The 16,644-nt window shown below is 67.6% G+C and carries 15 protein-coding genes (1 of these 15 running past the window's edge); 6 read left to right on the plus strand and 9 right to left on the minus strand.

Features of this window, described 5'->3' with window-relative positions:
• Positions 1-116, plus strand: partial view of a benzoate/H(+) symporter BenE family transporter gene (locus N8888_RS18535; protein WP_065182158.1) — the final stretch only. The gene continues 1,075 nt to the left of window position 1, outside the view; the window shows 116 of its 1,191 coding nt (coding positions 1,076-1,191); its start codon lies beyond the left edge, outside the window; it ends in the stop codon at positions 114-116.
• On the opposite strand, the gene N8888_RS18540 is transcribed toward N8888_RS18535, so the two are convergent.
• The 5 genes from N8888_RS18540 to N8888_RS18560 form a co-directional block, all read right to left on the minus strand.
• The gene (locus tag N8888_RS18540) at positions 113-670 is read right to left on the minus strand and encodes a DUF2628 domain-containing protein (protein ID WP_263176563.1); all 558 of its coding nucleotides are present in this window, start codon (positions 668-670) and stop codon (positions 113-115) included. The two genes, N8888_RS18535 and N8888_RS18540, sit on opposite strands and share 4 nt — an antisense overlap.
• Positions 667-2,832 (minus strand): lytic murein transglycosylase, encoded by a 2,166-nt coding sequence (locus tag N8888_RS18545; RefSeq protein WP_263176565.1) that lies wholly within the window; start codon positions 2,830-2,832, stop codon positions 667-669. Before N8888_RS18545 ends, N8888_RS18540 begins: the two co-directional genes overlap by 4 nt.
• Positions 2,833-2,917: 85 nt before the next feature.
• On the minus strand, positions 2,918-3,892 hold the full coding sequence (gene egtD, locus N8888_RS18550; RefSeq protein ID WP_053520052.1) for an L-histidine N(alpha)-methyltransferase: 975 nt from the start codon (positions 3,890-3,892) through the stop codon (positions 2,918-2,920).
• A complete protein-coding gene (gene egtB, locus N8888_RS18555) occupies positions 3,889-5,160 on the minus strand; it encodes an ergothioneine biosynthesis protein EgtB (protein WP_263176568.1) in 1,272 nt (423 codons plus the stop codon). The genes egtD and egtB overlap by 4 nt, the downstream gene beginning before the upstream one ends.
• Before the next feature lie 84 nt (positions 5,161-5,244).
• Positions 5,245-5,637: a YchJ family metal-binding protein gene (locus N8888_RS18560; protein WP_197572064.1), complete on the minus strand. Its 393-nt coding sequence runs from the start codon at positions 5,635-5,637 to the stop codon at positions 5,245-5,247.
• An 81-nt stretch (positions 5,638-5,718) separates the two neighbouring features.
• Between N8888_RS18560 and N8888_RS18565 the strand changes: the two genes are divergently transcribed.
• Complete coding sequence (locus tag N8888_RS18565; protein ID WP_053520049.1) at positions 5,719-6,498, plus strand: sulfite exporter TauE/SafE family protein; 780 nt, start codon at positions 5,719-5,721, stop codon at positions 6,496-6,498.
• A 105-nt stretch (positions 6,499-6,603) separates the two neighbouring features.
• On the opposite strand, the gene N8888_RS18570 is transcribed toward N8888_RS18565, so the two are convergent.
• The 4 genes from N8888_RS18570 to folE all read right to left on the minus strand — a co-directional run bounded on the left by N8888_RS18570 (position 6,604) and on the right by folE (position 12,882).
• Complete coding sequence (locus tag N8888_RS18570) at positions 6,604-9,984, minus strand: ATP-binding protein (protein ID WP_065176260.1); 3,381 nt, start codon at positions 9,982-9,984, stop codon at positions 6,604-6,606.
• Between the two features lie 16 nt (positions 9,985-10,000).
• Positions 10,001-10,702, minus strand: coding sequence for a DUF4194 domain-containing protein (locus N8888_RS18575; RefSeq protein ID WP_053520047.1), 702 nt, complete (start codon positions 10,700-10,702; stop codon positions 10,001-10,003).
• The gene (locus N8888_RS18580; RefSeq protein WP_053520046.1) at positions 10,689-12,158 is read right to left on the minus strand and encodes a DUF3375 domain-containing protein; all 1,470 of its coding nucleotides are present in this window, start codon (positions 12,156-12,158) and stop codon (positions 10,689-10,691) included. Before N8888_RS18580 ends, N8888_RS18575 begins: the two co-directional genes overlap by 14 nt.
• A 112-nt stretch (positions 12,159-12,270) precedes the next feature.
• A complete protein-coding gene (folE, locus tag N8888_RS18585) occupies positions 12,271-12,882 on the minus strand; it encodes a GTP cyclohydrolase I FolE (RefSeq protein ID WP_004141296.1) in 612 nt (203 codons plus the stop codon).
• A gap of 627 nt (positions 12,883-13,509) precedes the next feature.
• Here folE and N8888_RS18590 point away from each other — a divergent pair.
• From N8888_RS18590 to N8888_RS18605, 4 genes are all read left to right on the plus strand, one after another.
• Positions 13,510-13,965: a MarR family winged helix-turn-helix transcriptional regulator gene (locus N8888_RS18590; RefSeq protein ID WP_065174050.1), complete on the plus strand. Its 456-nt coding sequence runs from the start codon at positions 13,510-13,512 to the stop codon at positions 13,963-13,965.
• Positions 13,966-14,070: 105 nt separating this feature from the next.
• Complete coding sequence (locus N8888_RS18595) at positions 14,071-14,280, plus strand: DUF1656 domain-containing protein (RefSeq protein ID WP_111187110.1); 210 nt, start codon at positions 14,071-14,073, stop codon at positions 14,278-14,280.
• A complete protein-coding gene (locus tag N8888_RS18600) occupies positions 14,277-15,194 on the plus strand; it encodes an efflux RND transporter periplasmic adaptor subunit (protein WP_053517256.1) in 918 nt (305 codons plus the stop codon). Before N8888_RS18595 ends, N8888_RS18600 begins: the two co-directional genes overlap by 4 nt.
• Positions 15,191-16,642, plus strand: coding sequence for an efflux transporter outer membrane subunit (locus tag N8888_RS18605; protein WP_065174051.1), 1,452 nt, complete (start codon positions 15,191-15,193; stop codon positions 16,640-16,642). The genes N8888_RS18600 and N8888_RS18605 overlap by 4 nt, the downstream gene beginning before the upstream one ends.
• Positions 16,643-16,644 lie beyond the last annotated feature (2 nt).

The raw sequence follows: 16,644 nt of genomic DNA on the forward strand, positions 1-16,644 counted from the left end.
CCTTTCTGGTCACTGCGTCGGGGATGTCGCTGGCGGGTATCGGTTCCGCCTTCTGGGGGCTGGTCGCTGGCGCGCTGTGCCTGCTGGTCCTGCGGCCACGTGAGCCCCGCAGCTAGGCGCCGCCGAAGAGGTCCAACGCCTGCAGTGCGACGCTGAACGCGATGCCCAGGCCCAGGGCCAGCCGGCTGACGCCGCTGCGCCGGTCGATATAGGCCTCGACGCGTGCGCCGTCACCCGCGCCGTCGGCTTCGGCGCGGGCGATCACCGCCCTGCAGCGGCGCAGATACAGCGCATTGGCCGCCAGTGACACTGCGATCTTCAAGGCCAACGTCAACCCCCATATCGCCGCGTCGTCCATTCCGGCCAGCACGATGGCGGCACCCCCCACCATGCTGATCAGGACGTAGGCCACCGCCATGCCGTACATACGCCGGTACAGCAGCCACTTGAAGTCGAACAGGAACGCGGCCCAGTTCCAGGGACGCGGCCAGCCCGGCGGATCCCGACGCAGCCGCCACAACTCGGCATAGACAGCGAAGTTGTCGGCCACCACGCGGGCGAGCCGTGGATGACGGTCATAGACCGCCATTGCGGCGTCCAGGCTCGACGGCGCATCGCCGGCAACCGGCGCAGCGTAGGGATTGCCATCCGTGGCCGGATGTCCACTCACAGTGGCGAGCTGGACAAGGTCTGTACCAGCACGTGGCGACCGGCCGGTGCGATGGTGATCACGTCGGGCCCGGCATTGGCCGCTTCCAGGCAGACGTAATCGCGCCAGCCGTCTCCCACGTCGGCCATCTTCGCTGCCGCTTCCGCGCCAGGATTCCAGGCCACCAGCGAGCGGCTGCCTTCGGTACGGATCGTGATGCGACGCTTCAGCACCGGATCGCGCAGGACGTAGTGGCCACCTGCCCCGGTATAGATGCGGTCACTGCGGCCCGGGTCGCGCGGATCGCGCAGGGACCACGGGCCCTGCTGGCGCCGCGCCTGTGCATAGTTCTCGAACTTGTCCAGATACTCCAGCCCGTCCACGCCATCGACTTCGACCTTGCTGGCATCGCCCACGCGGAAGTAGTTGTGCAGCGCCTGGGTGATCGTCACCGGCACGGTGCCGGGATTGTCGGTCACCAGCTGCTGCCGTAGTTCACGGCCGATGCGCAGGGTCATGGCCAGGCGCAGGGCGAGGTTGTCCAATGCAGGGGGAGCCAATACGAGTTCGATGCTGCCGTCGTCCAGCCGGCGGGCCTCCTTCAGCTCCCACGGCAGGGTGCGCACGAAACCATGCGCGGGCACATCGTCGCCTTGCCCCTGTCGCCCGAAATACGGCCAGCACACCGGGCTGCCGCCGCGGATGGGGGTCGGCAATGCGGCACGGCGTGGCGAAAGCCACAGCAGATCGGGCTGCCCCTTGGGTACGAAGGAGAGCAGCTGGCCGCCGAACACACTGATGGCTGCGGTGGCCTGGGGGGTTTCCACCAGCCAGGCATCAAGCCCCTGGAACTGGCCACTGCGTACGCCCTGGATCTGTTGCACGTTGGATCGACTCCGTATGGCCGGCGACTGCACGGCACTGTAGTTGCTGGGAAGCGTGAAGCGGGTGGAGGCCACCGCAGGCGGCGCCGCGCTCTGCAGCGCGCGCAGGATGCGTTGGCCGGCTCGTCCATCGGCCGTGCTCCATCCCAGGCGGCGCTGTTCGGCCTGGATCGCCCGGCGGCTGGCTGTGCCGATCATGCCATCAGCGGTACCGATATCATGCCCCCGCGCCAGCAGTAGGGTCTGCAGCTGACGGCGCTCATCACGGCCCAGCCCGGGGTCATCGGTCGGCCAGGCGGTGGCCAGGCCGCTGCCGCCGCGCAGGCGATCAGCCAGCGTCGCGATCGCCAGCGCATAGCTTTCGGCGGCGTTGTAGCTGTAGATCGCATCGTAGTTGCGGAACACCAGCAGGGCCGGCCCCTTGATGCCGGCGGGCAGCAGCAGTGCCGCCCGCGCGTCGGCAGCCAGACCCGCCGGAGCCAGCGCGCTGCCGTCCAGCGCTGTCACGCCCTGCGTACGCCATTCAGCCAGTGACCGGCGTTGGGTACGGCCGGCCAGGCTGGTATTGAAGCCGTCGGCAACACGCACCTCCATGCCCCACGGTTCTCCCGTGCGCCAGCCGGCGCGCTTGAGGTAGTTGGCGGTAGACGCCAGTGCGTCGGGAATGCTGCCGACCAGGTCACGGCGACCGTCGCCATCGCCGTCGACGGCGATGCGTGCGTAGGTGCTGGGCATGAACTGCGTATGGCCGAACGCGCCGGCCCAGGACCCGGTCAGACCTTGAGCCTGCAGATCACCGCGATCGATCAGCGTGAGCAGGGCCAGCAGTTCGCCACGGAAGAACGCCTGCCGCCGGCCGGCGCAGGACAGCGTCGCCAGCGACTGCAGCAGCGGACGCTTGCCGAATACACGGCCATAGTCGCTCTCCACGCCCCAGACGGCGACGATGGTGACCGGATCGACGCCATACTGCGCGGCGATGCGATCAAGCAGGTCGCGGTGCTGCTGCAGCATGGCCCGTCCATCGTCGACGCGCTGGCGGTCCACCAGTGCAGCCAGGTAGTCCCAGATCGGGGTGGAGAATTCGGGCTGCGCATCCAGCAAGCCGAGCACGCTGGGATCAGGACGCAGGTCGGCGGTGATCGCACCGAAGCGGTCTGCGGCAATGCCCTGGGTAGCTGCCGTTGCCTGCAGCTGTGCCAGACACCGGGTGAACGCGGGATCGGGCGGGGTCAGGTCGGGCGCCGTTGACGGCGCGGCCAGTGCCGCGGCCAGGCCGAGTGCGGTCAGGGTGGGCATGGCGTCCTCCGTGTTGCCGGTGCTGACACCATACTAGAGGCTGAGCGACCGGCGATGCTGAAGCAGTTGCCGGCCGTTGGCCTCTCTAGAGCGTACGCAGCAGCCGCAGGCCGTAAGCTGGACTGTCAGCGTCCCAGCGCTGCGCAACCTGCAGGCCGGCCTGCCGCACCAGCGCATCAAAGCCGTCATCGGTGTACTTGTGGCTGTACTCGACGCGGATCGCCTCACCGGCCTCGAAGTGGAAGGTGCGGCCATCGAGGTGGACGTCCTGCGCCCGCTGGCTGACCAGATCGGTCTCGATACGCAGACGTTCGGTGCTGTAACGGGCACGGTGGCGGAAGCCGTCCAGATCGAAGTCGCTGCCCACCTCACGGTTGAGGCGGACGAGCAGGTTGAGCGTGAATGCCGCGGTGATGCCTTCGGCGTCGTTGTAGGCGGCTTCGATCAGCGCGGGGTCCTTGTGCAGGTCGATGCCGATCAGGGCCAGGCCGTGGTCACCCATGGTCTGACGCATGGCCCGCAGCAGGGCGAGGGCGTCCTCGCCGGCAAAGTTGCCGAGCGTGGACCCCGGGAAGAACAGCAGGCGCCGCGCGGGCTCGCGCTCCGGTGCGGGCACGTCCACCGGACGGGTGAAGTCAGCGCAGACCGGCAGCATTTCCACGTCGGGAAGCGCGGGAGCGAGGTGATCGATGCTCGACAGCAGCGCCGCCCGGGAGATCTCGATGGGGGTGTAGGCCACGGGATCCTGCAGCGCGGCCAGCAACAGCGCGGTCTTGCGACCACTGCCGCTGCCCAGCTCGACCACGTGCAGGCGCGGGCCCACCACGCGTGCGATATCCGGCAGCACCCGATTCAGCAGGGCCAGCTCGGTGCGCGTGGGGTAGTACTCCGGCGTGTGGGTGATCTGTTCGAACAGGCGTGATCCGCGCGCATCATAGAAGTACTTCGACGGCAGCTGGCGCGCAGTGCGCGACAGTCCGGCCAGTGTGTCGGCGAGGATCTGCTCGCGGCTGGGCGTGAGATCGGTCAGCGCCTGCAGCGCATCCTGTACGGTGCTCACGGCAGATCCCTCGCCAGGCGCAGGCCGGAGAACTGCCAGCGCGCAGGTGGCATGAAGAAGTTACGGTAGCTGGCGCGCACATGCCCGCGCGGGGTGGCACAGCTGCCGCCGCGCAGGACCCACTGCCCGCACATGAACTTGCCGTTGTACTCACCCAGATTGCCGGCGAACGGACGGAATCCGGGGTACGCGCCATAGGCGCTGCCGGTCCATTCCCAGACGTCGCCGAACAGCTGCCGCAGTCCCCTGCCCTGTGCTGCAGCAGGATGCAGATGATCGTCCTCGGCGAAATGGCCGGCGATCGGCTGCGACGTCGCGGCGGCCTCCCACTCGAATTCGCTGGGCAGGCGCGCACCGGCCCAGCGGGCATACGCATCGGCTTCGTAGTAGCTGAGATGGCACACCGGCGCATGCGCGTCGAGGTCGCGCCAGCCGCCGAGCGTGTATTCGCGCTGGAGGGCGTCATCCCAATAGAGTGGATGCTGCCAGTCCTCGCTTTCGCGCAGAGCCCACCCCTCACTGAGCCACCAGCGCGGATCGCGGTAACCGCCGGCTTCGACGAAGTCCCGGTACTCCGCGTTGCAGACCGGTCGATCAGCCAGCATGTGGGCCGGCAACAGCACGCGATGCGGTGGCGATTCGTTGTCGTAGGCGAAGGCGGCGTGTTGTGGCCATGCCGGTGCGCCGACGGTGACGATGCGCTCGGGAGATTCGATCCAGCCCAGCGGACTGGCTGCGCTGACGGCGGCGCGCAGGTCCTGGCGGTAGGGCGGATGCAGCGGATTGCACCAGAGCGCGTGCTTGATGTCGGTCAGCAGCAGCTCCTGGTGCTGCTGCTCGTGCTGCAGGCCCAGCTGGAGATGCTGCAGGGCTTCATCGTCAAGATCGCCATCGCGGAGACGCGTCAGCAGGTGTGCATCGACCTGCTGCCGGTAATCGAGTACCTGCTGAAGCGACGGGCGCGAGAGCAGGCCACGCTGCGGCCTGGCATGCGCCGGTCCAATACTCTTGTAGTAGCTGTTGAACAGGTAGTCCCACGCGGGGTCACATGCCGGTGCGCCGGATAGACCGGCCAGCACGAAGCGGTCGAAGAACCACGTGGTGTGCGCCAGATGCCATTTGCTCGGGCTGGCGTCCGCCATGCTCTGCAGCATGGCATCTTCGGCACTGAGCGGTTCGGCCAGCAGCACGCTGCGGGCGCGCGTCTGCGCATAGCGGTGGGCGAGTTCACGCTGCGGAGCAGCGACGGCGACGGTAGCGCTGTCCATGCAGCCAGCATCCAGCGGTGCGGGTGAGCGCAACGTCATGGCGTGACATCACGCCGTTCACATCGATGCCGTCGCGTAACCGGTTCAGATCGCGTCGAGGTAGTACCAGCGTCCGTCGATGCGCTCGAACCGGCTGTGCTCGTTCATTCTCACCGCACTGCCGCCGCCCACCCGGTAGCGGGCGGTGAATCGCACTTCGGCATGGTCGGGCCCATTCACCTGGTGCTCGTGGACGGTCAGGCCAAGCCAGTGCGTCCGCTGGCCGGGCGCCTCGTCCAGTGACAGCTCGGCGGGACGGGTGGCCGGATGCCAGGTGGCCCGCAGGTAGTCGGCCAGACCACGCACGTACGCGCTGTAGCGCGAGCGCATCAGGCGCTCGGCGTCCGGTGCGGGCTCGCCGGCATGGAAGCGGCCGCAGCAGTCGGCGTAGTCCGTGGCGAGGCCACAGGGGCAGGAATCGGCAGGGTTTCGGCTCATGAGGGTATTGTCGCTCGAGTCACGTCGGGCATCCATCGGCGATAGGCGTATGCTGTCGCGCCCCCACATTGAATGATCCCCGTGCTGGAACTGGTTCCCCCCGAGTTGTGGTGGCTGGTGGTGATCGCCTTCATTGCCGGCCTGGTCGATGCTGCCGTGGGTGGAGGGGGACTGGTACAGCTGCCCGGCCTGTTCACCGTGCTGCCCCAGCAGACGCCGGCGATGCTGTTCGGTACCAACAAGTTCAGTTCGATGTTCGGCACGGCGGCGGCGGCGTGGCGCTATGCACGCAACGTGCGGTTCCCCTGGAAGCCGGTACTGTTCGCCGCGGGCACGGCATTCGTGTTCTCGTTCGCCGGGGCTACGGCGGTGAGCCTGCTGCCCAAGGATGCCGTGCGGCCGCTGGTGCTGGTGCTGCTGGTGGCGATGCTGGCCTACACCCTGTGGAAGAAGGATTTCGGCGCGCTGCACCGGCCGCAGGAGATCGGCCGGCGCGAACTGACCATCGCGCTGGTGATCGGCGCTGCGATCGGCTTCTACGATGGATTCTTCGGGCCAGGCACCGGCAGCTTCCTGATCTTCCTGTTCGTGCGCTTCTTCGGCCTGGACTTCCTGCGTGCGTCGGCCGCATCGAAGGTCGTGAACCTGGCGACGAACATGGCGGCGATCTCGTTCTTCGTGCCGACCGGCAACATCCTGTGGTTGTTCGCGCTGCCGATGGCCACGGCCAACATCATCGGTTCGGTGGTGGGCACGCGGCTGGCACTGAAAGGCGGCACGCCGTTCATCCGCAAACTGTTCGTGGGCCTGGTGGTGGTGCTGATCGCGCGGATGGCGTGGGATACGTTCCGCGGTTCGTGAGGGACGTTATGAAATGGTAGGTGCCAACCTTGGTTGGCACGTTGTTTCAGGTCGCGAAGAGCAGCCGAGCATGGCTCGGCTCTACAGGTGGATTGCCCGAGGCGGTCAGGCTTCGGCTTCCTCCGGTTCATTGGCCTGCTGGCGGCTGCGCTCGGGCAGCTTCAGGCGCCTTCCTTCTTCGTCGTACTCGATCAGCAGCACGCCCGAATCGTGGCGGCCACTGATCTCGACGAAGCAGGCACCACCGATGAAAGGCTCCAGCGTCATCACCGACTTCAGCGGCGTGGCGACCACCATCTGGAAACCGAAGTTGTCGAAGATGTTCATCGCCAGCGCGGTGAACTCGTTGTCGGCCTTGTCGAAGGCCTCGTCGAGCACGACCGCCGCGTAACTGGGCAGCTGGCTGTCAGCGCCGCCGAGCTGGTAACGCAGCGCTGCGGCCAGGCAGGTGGTGGCGAGCTTCTGCCGCTGGCCACCGGACTTGCCGGCGCCGCTGCGGTAGATTTCCACCTGCTGGCGCGTTTCCGCATCGAGTTCGACGCCGATGAACTCCACATGCATGCGCACGTCCAGGACCAGCTCGCGCCAGCGCTTGTCCTCACCTTCCTGCGAACCCAGGCGGTTGACCAGCTGGCGCAGCACGGTGAACTGTGACTCCGCCAGTTCACGCTGCTCGGTCTGCTGCTGCGACAGCACTTCGCGCAGCTGCAGCTGGAACTCCAGCACTTCCGGCAGCCGGCGGTCGCTCAATTCGATGGTCAGCAGGGTGCCCCGGTTGAACGGCACCTGCTCCAGGCTGGCGTTGACTTCGTCCAGGCGCTGGCCAATCGACTTGCGAGCCTCGGCGCTGTGGCGCTGCAGGGCCAGCAGGTTGTTCTTGCTCTGGTTCTGCAGCAGATCGAAGAAGCGTTCCTCATGCTGCGGCAGGCCATCGCGTTCGAGACGGTCGAGGCGGGCGAGGAAGTCCTCGGCCGACGCCACCGATGCGGTGAAGTCGCCGGATTCTTCCGGCCACTGCTGGATGAAGCGGCGGAAGCAGCCGACCAGCTGGTTTTCGATACGGTTGAGGTCCTGCTGCGAGGACGACAACTGTTCGTTCAGCGCGTTGCTGACCTGGCGCATGTGCGCTTCCAGCGTTTCCAGGCTGAGCGGGCCCTGTTGCTGCAACCGCTCTGCCAGGCCGCTCTCCTGCGCTTCGGCCAGCGTTGGCAGAACCAGCGCGCGGCTCTGCTGGCGCGCGCGGTCGAGGCGGTCACGTTCCCGGACCAGCTGGCCGCGCTCGACGCGGACATCCTCATAGGTGCGTCGGGCCTGCTCGATGTCGGCGCGCACGGCGTCGATCTGCTGTGCCAGCCTGGCCAGGTCGGCATTCCCTTCGCGCAGGTCGCGCAGGCTGGCTTCGATGTCGGTCAGGCGCTGCTGGGGCGCGGCGACGTCGATCTCGTTCCATTGGATACCCGCGAGCTCGTGGCAGGCCAGGCGGCGCTCGTTGTCACGATCGCGCTGGCCACGCAGGCTCGCGATATCGGTCTCGCAGCTGGCGATGCGCTTGGCCAGTTCCTGCGCCTCACGTTCGAACGCACCGACCTTGTCGTGATTGTTGAAACCGAGAATCCAGCGACGGCGGTCGCCCACGGCACTGCGGTCGTCCTTCTCGAAGCGATCGCCCGGATGCTTGACCTGGCCTTCGCGGGTGATGCCGCGGTCGACGTTGCGCAGCTGCCTGGCATCCACGCATTCGTAGTCGAATCGCTTGCCCAGCTCACGCCGCAGCCAGCTCTCGAACACGTGGTCGCGCAGCTCCAGCTTGTGCAGCAGCGACTTCGCCGATGGTTCGCGGGCGAACGCCTCGTCGTTGCGGCGCACGCGGTAGTAGGTGAAGCGCATGCCGAGGTGGGTGCGGTTCACCCAGTCGGCAACCGCGTTGTAGTGCTTGTCGTCAACCAGCAGCGACAGCGCGAAGCCACCCAGCACGCGTTCGATCGCACCCTGCCAGCCCTGTTCTTCGGAGCGGACCTGGATCAGCTCGCCGACGAACGGCAACGCCACCTCGGAAATGCCGGTCTCTTCCGCCAACCGTGCACGCAGCTTCTGCATCGGCGCCGGAATGTTGGAGGGCGTGCGCTGCATCGCGTCAAGTTCGAGGCGGACTTCAGCGAAGCGACGCTCGTCATCGCGCTTGCCACCGAGGCGCTCGCTGATGGCATCGTCCAGCGAGGCCGAAGCGCGCTGGCGATCCTGCAGTTCGTTCTGCGCACGCTCGACCAGTTCGGCGAAGCCATGGGCATCGTCGGGCAGTTCGGCCTGCAGTTTCCGTGCGGCTTCCTGCGCCTGGTCGCGCTTGGCCTTGCGGCGATCGCGCTCGGCTTCGGCGCGGCCCTGCTCACGCTCCAGCTCTTCGATGCGCTCGCCGCCCTGCTGACGCCGCTGCAGTTCCAGCTCGGCCAGGCGTTCGCTGTGGTTGTCCAGCGCAGCGCGGCGCTGCGCCTCTTCCCCCAGCAGGCCACGGTCACGCACGTCCATCTCGCGCAGGCGCGCTTCGATCAGCGCCTGACGGCGGCTCTCGCGGAAACTGTCGACGCCCAGCTTGAGCGCCTCGTCGTCACCGCGCTGCCGGTGCATTTCCTTCAAATCGGCGTAATAGGCGCGCGCCGGCAACAGCGTCTCCACCTGGCGACGGGCGGTGACCACCGCCTGATGGGCCCCGTCAAGCTCGGCGAAATCACTCACCAGGCGCTCGGCGGCGTCGAACGTCTTCGGCGTGTCGAGCATGAAGTCGCGCAGGAAGACGTTGAGATCACCCAGGTTCTTCGCTGATTGCGTCTTGTGCAGCAGGCGCAGCGCCATCTCGTTGTCGATGCCGAGCAGGTCGCGGAAGCGCTCGGCATAGCCGGAGAAGGTGTCGAAGTGGTGGACGTCGGCCAGCTTCTGCTTGAGCTTGCGCAGGTCCAGATCGAAGCCGCCCAGATCCTTGGCGATGTCGAACGGACGCTCGGCGATCATGTAGTGCTTGCGCACGTCGCCGGCCGAGGTGCCGTTGCCGGAGATCCACAACAGGCGCACCAGGCTGACCACGCGGCCGTCGCCGGCGCGGTACTCCAGCACCAGTGCGGTCCAGGTCGCACCCTTGCGCAGGTACTGCGTGGCAATCTCGCCGGTGCCACTGTCCTGCTGGTCGGCCCACGCGCCGCGCACGTAGGACACCAGGTTGCGGTCGCGGCCACTGCGCTCGGCTTCGCGTGCGGCCGCGTTGAAGTCGACGATGGCCGGCGGCGTCAGCAGCGCGGACATGGCATCGAGCAGGGTCGACTTGCCCGAGCCGGAACGGCCGACGAACAGGAAGCCACGCTCGGCGATCGGTACTTCGGTCAGGCCGTTGAAGGTGCCCCAGTTGTGCACCTGCAGGCGGCGCATGCGGAACTGCTGCAGGCGCGGGTCCGGCAGGCCTTCATTGAACAGGGCGGGGGTGTGCTTGGAAATGGCCATGCGGTGTTCGGGTCTCTCAGGCTTCGGCGGCCGGGGTTTCGCGCAGCTGGCGGTACACCGCCGAAAGCTGGGACACGTCTTCGGCGGAGAACAGCAGCTTCAGCGCCGGCGAGACTTCGTGGCGGTCGTCCTGGCCGCTCAGGCGGGTCAGGATGTGGTTGTCCTTCATCTTCTGCACGGCCGATGCAACGCGGCGGTTGAAGCCGGCGCGGTCGGTGGACAGGTTCTTCTCGTAGATGGCCAGCGCTTCGGCCATCTCGGCGTCGGCGACCACCGCGCGGTTGCCGCGCGCGTCGGCCTCAGCCAGCTGCTGGCGCAGGAACAACAACAGCACCGAGTCGATGAAGGTCAGCGGCGAGGTCCGCAGCAGTACCGGTGCATCGACGTCTTCGGTGTCGGCCTGGCGGGTGAATGCCACACCGCTTTCGCGGTCGAGCACCAGTTCCAGGAACAGGTCGGACAGCGCTGAACGGATGCCCGCCTCGCTGCGCACCAGTGCCGGCCACAGCTTGGCGTGGCGCAGCTGGTCGATGCTGGGACCGATCAGCAGCTGGCACAGCGCGCGCCGGGCATCCAGCGGCAGGCGGCCGGTATCACCCAGGTAGTACACGCTGTTGCCGCGCCGTGGCTGCGCTTCGAGCATCGCCGGCTCGGCCTCGTAGGCGTCCTCGGCCTGGTCGGCAGACGGTGCTTCGATGGGGTCTTCATGCCAGCTCATGGCGTCTCTCCTGGGTGAACCAAACCAGCGGGATGCGTGCGCGGCGCAGTTGGCCGTCGCCGCCACGCCATTCGGCGAGCTCCTGTTCGCCAGCGACCACGCTGCCGAAGCGCGTGCCCAGCGACAGGTAGCCGATGACGCTGCCCAGGCCCTGCGGCGCTTCGCGCTGCGACAGCGCCTGGGCGATGCTGAGCCGCGGCTGCGCATCGAGCAGGTCGTGCAGGTCGCGGCGCAGGGTGCGGAAATCGATTTCGGACGAGGCCACCAGATCACCGACGCTCTCCAGGCTGATGCTGGCCGCGTCGTTGTACTCGACATTGCCATCGACCTGGGCGCTGCGGGGGTCGTGCAGCTTCCACTGCGACCACGAGCGCAGCCGGCTGGTCGTCAACTGCAGGTCACGGCCAATCGTGCGCTGGGCCGGGAACTCGTCGCGCAGAGCCAGCGCTTCGGACTGGGCCTGCTTGAGCAGCTGATTGAGGCGACGCTGTTCAAGATAACCGCGGCTCTGCACGAAGCCGCGCAGGCTGCGCGCGAAATTCTGCAGGACATCGTGTACCTGGCCGCCGCGTTCAAGCATGGTGCTGGTGAAGCTGCGCAGGAAGTTGCGCTCGTTGCGATCCAGGCGGCGTGCAAAGCCGCGTGCCAGCACGGCTTCCAGCGCGGCATCGAGCTGCGCGCTCTGCTCGGCATCATTGAGCAGCCGCCAGAATGCCTGGAAGCTGCGGCCGGCATCGCTTTCGCCGATCACGTCCACGCCCTCGAACAGCTGCGACAGCACATCGCCACGTTCGCCTTCGTCATCGATGATGCGCTCGCGGAACTCACGGTTGAGCTGCTCGAAGCCGTCGCGCACCCGGCGGAAGTCTTCGGTCAGCTCGTCGGCCAGACCGATGATCTGGCGGGCGCGCTCCAGTGCACGCTTGCCGTCCAGGGCGACCACACGACCGGCGCTGACCCGCGCGATCTCGGCGTCAATGCGGTCGCGCTCGTCGCGCAACGCAGACAGGCGTGCGTCGGGATCGGATTCGGTCTGTGCAGCCAGCTGCGAGAGCTGTTCGATGACCAGTGCCAGGCGGCTCTCGGTGGCAGCCACGCGCGCCTGTTCGAGGCTGTCGGCGAAGCGGATCGCCTGCAGGGCCTGGGTCGACAGTTCGTACTGCTCCTGGTCGGCACCCTCGGGCAACCGCCGCTCCAGCCAGCCCTGGGACAGCCAGTGTGCGATGTAGGCCTGCGCCGTGCGCGGCAGGTCACGGGCCAGTTCGTCCCCATTGAGCTGGTCCAGCGCGCGCTGCAGGCGCTCGTTGAGCACCGAGGACGGCAAGGTGCGTTCGCCGTCCATCAGCAGGCTCTGCAGCAGACCGATGATTTCGGGCGCGTGGTCGGCGGCAAGCAGCTTCCATTGGGGCTGTTCGCGCAGGTGACGGTAGCGGGAGATGCGTTCGCGATGCTTCATGCAGCGAGGGGATCGGGAAAGACAGGCGGCTGCGGGCAGCCACGCACGGCCGTCGCGGGGACAGCCGTGGGCAGGCCGGCCACCATGGGCCGGCGGTGAGGGGAGAAGCGGCTCAGCGCTTGCCGCCCACTTCGATGAAGCGCAGGAACTCGGCGCGGGTACGCGCATCGTCGCGGAAGCTGCCGAGCATCTTGGAGGTGACCATGCTGACCCCACGCTTGTGGATGCCGCGGGTGGTCATGCACTCGTGGGCCCCTTCGACGACCACCCCGACGCCGATCGGCTGCAGCACGTCCTGGATGCACTGGGCGATCTGCGCCGTCATCTTTTCCTGCACCTGGAAACGGCGGGCATAGGCCTCGACGACGCGCGCCAGCTTGCTGATGCCCACCACCTTGCCGGCCGGCAGGTAGCCGACATGCACGCGGCCGATGATCGGCGCCATGTGGTGCTCGCAGTGGCTTTCGTACTCGATGTCACGCAGGACGATCAATTCGTCGTAACCGGCGACTTCCTCGAAGGTCCGCTCCATGTAGGCGCGCGGGTCATCGCGGTAACCGCTGAACCAGTCGCCATAGGCTTCGGCGACGCGGCGGGGGGTGTCCAGAAGGCCTTCGCGGGACGGGTCCTCTCCGGCCCAGCGCAGCAGGGTGCGCACGGCATCCTCGGCCTGGTCCTGGGTCACGTCGCCCTGCGGGGCGGCCTTTTCGTTGTTCTTGCTCATTGCGTACAGCGTCCCGAACGGGGGGCGAGCATCGTACCTGACCGGGGGGTGGGTCGTCCTGTAGGGATGGTTCATCGGGGGTTCTTCCGGCGCCTCGTGGCTGCTGAGCGAGAGGGGGAAGGGCAGGCCGGGCAGGACACGCCGCAAGTACGTCCCTGTAGGCTCGGCCACGGCATCCATGCCGTGGACGGTCCTGCCCGGCCTGCCCCTCCCCTCTCCGACAATGTCCTGCTGGCGCGGTCGGCCCCCCGAAAGCGGGGTCAAAAGCGGGGGTTCATGGCTTCGGAAGCGGCGCGCCGCTGCCCTGGTGGGTGCGGACCGTTGGTCCGCACTGCTTCTGCTCTTGCCTTTAAGGAGCCAACCCACCGCGTTCGCGGGATGTGGGGCGGGTGGCGGAGGACCGGGGGTGGGTCGTCCCGTGGGGATGGTTCATCGCGCCCCGGCAGTCGGGGTCGAGGGCCGACGTTCATGGCTCGGGAACGTGCCGTGGTAGCGCCGGGCCATGCCCGGCGGGCTCTATGGACGGGCCCCATGCCGCTCGCCGGGCATGGCCCGGCGCTACCGCAATGGGGCGCCCATTCAGAAAACATATTGATAGGAATGAAATTAGTAGTATCCTATCTATCTATGGACCGCCCCCTCGACGAGCGCACCGTGCTGCAGATGCAGCTCAGCTCCGGCCTGCTGTATGCAGGGCGGCAGTGGCAGCGCCTGGCCGACAGCCGGTTGGGCAGCTACGGGATCTCCACCGCCTGCACCATGCCCCTGCTGATGATCGGCCGCTCCGGCGGCGGCATCCGCCAGGTCGCCCTGGCCCAGCAGTTGGGCATGGAGGGCCCCTCGCTGGTACGCCTGCTGGACAAGCTCTGTGCCAGCGACCTGGTCCGCCGTGAAAGTGATGCAAGCGACCGTCGCGCCAACCTGCTGTGGCTGACCGAGGCCGGCCAAGCCCTGGTGCAGGAACTTGAAGATCAGTTGATCGACCTGCGTCAGGACGTGTTCGGCGCGCTTTCCATGGATGAACTGCACGCCGTGCTGAAGGCATGGCGCCTGCTGGCCGAGGCCGCCGACCGCATCACGTGAGACCGATGTCCCCGGATGCCGCCGCTGCCGTTGCCACGCCAGCGGCTGTTACCCGTTGTTGTTGTGCCGTTGTTCCTCCCCTCCCCCATCTGCCCTGCCCTACCGATGCCTGGTGAATTCAGTCTCCACGGAGTGTTCATCCCGACCCTGCTCGGGTTGATGCTGCTGGCCTATCTGCTCAACAGCGGTCTGCACGCGCTGCTGCAACGCGCCGGTGCCTACCGCCATGTCTGGCACCCGGCGCTGTTCAACCTGGCGCTGTACGGGATCGTGCTGGGCCTGCTTTTCCACCTTCTGCGCTGGATGCAATCGTGAACAAGATCGTGAAGAAGTCCCTGCCGGTGCTGCTCACCGGTGCCGCCGTGATCGTCGCGCTGCTGGTGCTGCGCCAGCTGTGGGTCTATTACATGGACGAGCCCTGGACCCGTGACGCCCATGTCGGCGCGGACGTGGTGCAGATGGCGCCGGATGTGTCCGGCCTGGTGGAGACGGTGAACGTCGCCGACAACCAGGCGGTGAAGAAGGGCGACCTGCTGTTCGTGGTCGACCGTGCGCGCTACCGCATCGCACTGGAGCAGGCACAGGCCAGCCTGGCCGAGCGCCAGGCGTCGGTGGCCCAGCTGAAGCGCGAGATCGGTCGTGATCGCAGCCTGCAGGACCTCGTCGCTGCCGAGGACGCCGAAGTGCGCCGGGCCAAGCTGCAGGCCGCACAGGCCGCGCTGGCCACGGCACAGGCCGCAGTCGATCTGGCCGAACTCAATCTGGGCCGCACCGAAGTGCGCGCACCGGCAGACGGCCGGGTCAACGACCGTACGCTGCGCGTCGGAGACTACGTGGTGGCCGGCAAACCGGTACTGGCGTTGCTGGATACCGGCTCATTCCGCATCGATGGCTATTTCGAGGAGACCCGCCTGCAGGGTGTGGTGCCCGGGCAGCGCGTGGACATCCGCCTGATGGGTGAATCCAGGCCATTGCAGGGACATGTGGAGAGCATCGCCGCCGGCATCGAGGACCGCTACCGCAGCAACGGCAGCAGCCTGTTGCCGAACGTCACACCCGCATTCGACTGGGTGCGGCTGGCGCAGCGCATTCCCGTGCGGATTGCCATCGATGATCTTCCCGCGGGTGTTGAGTTGATCGCCGGCCGCACTGCCACCGTGACGGTGGATACCGGCCGCCGCGCGGATGACAGCAAGGCCGGCCCCACGCCGACGCGGGGCCGCCTGTGAATACCGCACTGTCCCGCCTCGGCCTGATCGTCGCACTGGCCAGCCTGGCCGCGTGCAGGACCGTTGGTCCCGACTATGCACTACCGGAAGGCTCGGCATTCAAGCGCCCGGAGGCGAATGCGGCGTTCATCGATACGCAGAACCCGCAGATCGCCGCCAACCAGCCGCTGCCGGCGCGCTGGTGGTCGCTGTACGACGATCCGGTGCTGGACGGCCTGATCAGCCAGGCGCTGCGCGACAACGTTGAGTTGAAAGCCGCTGATGCCCACCTGCGCCGCGCGGCGGCCGTGTACGAACAGGCACTGGACGCCGGTGGCTTCGAGTACGAGGCCGAGGCCGGCGTCAGCCGCGCGCAGTTGTCGGCCGAATCGTTCCTGCAGGAACACGAACTGCCGGTGATCAACCTGGCCGATGGCAAGTTCGCGGTCAGCTATCAGTTCGATCTGTTCGGCAAGCTCAAGCGCGGTGCGGAAGCGGCGCGGGCCGACGAGCAGGCAGTCGCTGCGGCGCGCGACCTGGCCCAGGTCAGCGTGGTCGCACAGGTGGCCGACAGCTATCTGGAGATCTGCCACGCCAATCACGAACTGCATGTGGCCGAGCATTCGCTGCAGCTGCAGCAGCGCGGCCGCTCGGTCACCGAGCGATTGATCGCGGCCGGCCGCGGCACGCCGCCGGAACTGGCCCGTGCCAATGCCCAGGTCGCCCTGCTGGAGGCCGCGTTGCCGCCGTTGCGCGCGCAGCGCTCGGCGGCGGCATACTCCCTGGCCGCCCTGCTCGGCCAGACCCCCGGCCAGTTGCCGGGCGGAGTGATCGACTGCGCACAGGCACCGTCGCTGACGCAACCGCTGCCGGTCGGAGATGGCCGTGCGCTGCTGCAGCGTCGTCCGGATGTGCGCCAGGCCGAACGCAGGCTGGCCGCGGCCACCGCGCGCATTGGCGTGGCTACTGCCGAACTCTATCCGGACATCCGTCTGGGGGCTTCGATCGGCGCCGCCGGCCTGCTGGAAGATTTCGGCCAGCCCATGACCCAGCAGTGGTCGATCGGGCCGCTGATCTCGTGGACGCTGCCGTCATCGGGCAGCCATGCACGCATCCACGCTGCCGAAGCGGGCGCCGATGCGGCGCTGGCCGAGTTCGACCACACCGTGCTGCAGGCACTGCGTGAGACGCAGACCGCTCTGGACCGCTACGCACAGGACCTGCGCCGACTGCAGTCGCTGCGCATCGCCCAGGAACAGGCCGCGCTGGCAGCCGAGCAGAACCGCCGGCTTTACCAGGGTGGGCGGACACCGTACCTGGCCAGCCTGGACGCCGACCGCAGCCTGGCCACCAGCGATGCCACACTGGCCGCGGCCGAAGCACAGGTCTCGCGCGATCAGATTCACCTGTTCCTGGTGCTCGGCGGTGGCTGGCAGGCGACGGCCGCTCCACGGGCCACGGCGAACTAAGT

The sequence above is a fragment of the Stenotrophomonas maltophilia genome (assembly GCF_025642255.1).
Lineage (GTDB): Bacteria > Pseudomonadota > Gammaproteobacteria > Xanthomonadales > Xanthomonadaceae > Stenotrophomonas > Stenotrophomonas maltophilia_P.